The following is a 2,429-nucleotide window of genomic DNA, read 5'->3' as shown; positions in this document are numbered from 1 at the left end:
AGGGGAGAACATCCCCGGCGGCGGCGGCATCATCATCCGCTCGCCGGCCCCGAACGCCGCACCGGTTGCCACGAGCCCCGCGCCGCGACCGATGATGCGCCCAGCCCCGCGGCCGACCTGGGTCATCACGTTGGTCACCCGGCCGGGGACGAGCGCTGTTCCAGGGCCCGCCATCTTGGCGCCGCGCTTGAAGATCTTCTTCCCGAGCCACTTCGCGCCCATGCCGATGAGGGACCCCAGAAATGGATCTCCGGCGTAGTAATCGCCCTGGTAGTAATCACCCTGATAGTAGGCCACGGCGGCTCCTGTGCTCTTGTAGTTGGGCGTGGGTGCCCACACGAGGTTGAGGTTGCGGAGAGGGCTGTTCGTCGTTCTCAGGGGCTGTGAGGGCCCCGTCTCTCCGGATGCGTGCATTCAATCGTCCCATGGTCCGGTTGAGCTTGTCGAAAACAGCTTCCCACTCCAGTTTCAGGAGCCGTTGGCTGCTCTGAAGCCCTTCAACAGCCTGTTCTAAGGCCGTGATGCGCTCCTTTTCCTGCTTTCGCCCCCCGCGGGTCCACAGCACGTAGTACCTCCCCAACACTGTACTTCCTCGATCTCTCGGATGGCCCCCCCCCGCCCGGGTCAACTCTACACCCGAAACACCTGGGCGAAAACAACAACTTTTCAACAGGGCGAAAGTCAGGCGTAGGGGGGAGGGGTCGGCCAGGGGATTTGTACCGGTACGGAGAAGTGGATTCTATCCTTGGCGCTCCAGGACCCGCCGACCCGCTGCCACCAGGTCCCGAGCGTATCGAGTGCCGAGAAGGGCTCGGTCACCATATCCCAAGCAAGCCCGTATTCGTGCAGCGACCGGCCGGGCGGCGCTGCCGGAAATTGCGCCTGGCCAGCTAAGAATCTGTTGTAAAGCGCACGCTGCCGCCCCCTCGAGCGCGTGACCGACGTGATGCGTACTGAACGGGCCCCGGCGGAGGGAGCGGCCGATAATAGCCACTCGGCATAAGGCCGCAACCAGGGTTGCAAGCTCGACAGGCTGTGGGTCTGCACTCACAATTCCAGCGGCTGCACGCCGCGCTCGCGCCAGGCAATACTGAACCGGACGCCCACGTTGGCGTTGAGCCCGCCGAAGTAGACGCGCGTGCCTGGCGGGAGGATTATCTGCTTCGTGTAGATGCCTAGGGTGTTGCCCAACAGCCTGGTGAAGTAGATCGTACCCGCGCCGACCGGCACCGCGCCGACTGCATTCTGGAAAGTCGGGAGCATGGCGGCCTGGCCGGCCACGCCCGTCATCGGCCACCGGAGATCCCGGACCACCGACAACGCGGTGTTGACCAGGTCCACCTGAGAGGTCTGGACGGTGATGACGTAGTCCTGGTTGACTGACGCCGCGAAGGTGATTTCGTCGACCACGGCCAGCGCGCCCGAGTCGAGCGGGTTGCGGAGGACGAACTGGCCGGCCGCGCCGACGTTGGCGAGGACGCTCTCGGCCGCGCTGCAGATCTTGACGCCTTTAAGAAACTCCCACTCGTCGGTGGCCGCCTCGAGCTGCCACGTCGGCGAGAGCTCCGGGCTGAGCTCGGACGCAATGTCGACCTGGCCAACCATCGACAGAGCGCGGCGGAGGAGGTCGGAATACCGACCGATTTCTATCTTCGACATAGGCCTGGATAGTCCATGGCAGGCCTACAGAGGCTCGATGGTGATGATGCCGTCGACCGTCGCGACCGCGCCGCCCACCTCGTCGTTCAGGATTTGCAGGAGATCGTCCGGCGAGGCTTTGAAGTCGATGACGGGAGTGTTGAAGAGTACCGGCGTAACGCCCGCAGTGCCGCCACCAGGGCACGGCGTGAGCTGCTGGATGTTCTGGCTTCCCGTGAAGATCGACATTCGCACGTTGACGGTGGTCGCGCGCTGCAGGATCGCAATGTAGCCTCCTTCAACGAAAGCATTCGGGACACGTGCGAATTGCCAGTTCAGGATCGGTGCCTGCCCCCGCTGGTTCGCAACCAGGGCGTCGGACCATATGAAGCTGGGCATTTGCGTCTTCCTCCGGGTCTAAGCCGAGCTCGTCGGCATCAAAATACGCACTGTCGCGCGGGTCATCGGCGTAAGCTACCTGTTCCCATCGACATCCGCAGTCACCGCACATGAAGTAGCGCGCCGGCGACATTAGGCTCCAATCGCTTTGGCGGCGCGGCGGATATCCTTCTTCGACCGCTGGGCCAGCTTGCCGAACCCGGCCACCCGGCGCAGTGACCGGCGCAGCGCCCGCGGGTTGGCGACGTTCATCGACCGGTTGCGCACGCAGCGGCCGCTGCCGTCCTTGGCCATGTGAAAGCCGCTCGGGCAACACACCTGGCCGCCAAGCATGGTTGGCGCCGGCGGCCCCATGAACTCCCTGCCACCCGATCGATAGGGCACGCCGCGAC

The 2,429-nt window shown here is 64.5% G+C and carries 4 protein-coding genes; all 4 read right to left on the bottom strand.

Going from position 1 to position 2,429, the window contains the following annotated elements; all coding sequences use genetic code 11:
* Positions 1 to 297, bottom strand: a 297-nt coding sequence (locus tag ACGH47_RS11320; RefSeq protein ID WP_411623476.1) for a hypothetical protein, incomplete at its 3' end; no start/stop codon positions are given.
* Between the two features lie 750 nt (positions 298 to 1,047).
* Complete coding sequence (locus ACGH47_RS11315) at positions 1,048 to 1,659, bottom strand: hypothetical protein (RefSeq protein WP_411623475.1); 612 nt, start codon at positions 1,657 to 1,659, stop codon at positions 1,048 to 1,050.
* Between the two features lie 24 nt (positions 1,660 to 1,683).
* Complete coding sequence (locus tag ACGH47_RS11310; RefSeq protein WP_411623474.1) at positions 1,684 to 2,037, bottom strand: hypothetical protein; 354 nt, start codon at positions 2,035 to 2,037, stop codon at positions 1,684 to 1,686.
* Positions 2,038 to 2,169: 132 nt separating this feature from the next.
* Positions 2,170 to 2,429, bottom strand: a 260-nt coding sequence (locus tag ACGH47_RS11305) for a hypothetical protein (protein WP_411623473.1), incomplete at its 5' end; no start/stop codon positions are given.

The organism is Gilliamella sp. CG16 (genome assembly GCF_046635785.1).
Classification (GTDB): Bacteria; Pseudomonadota; Gammaproteobacteria; order Enterobacterales; family Orbaceae; genus Gilliamella; species Gilliamella apicola_I.
Note: the sequence above shows the minus strand (reverse complement) of the source record. Positions and strands in the feature narration are given on the sequence as shown.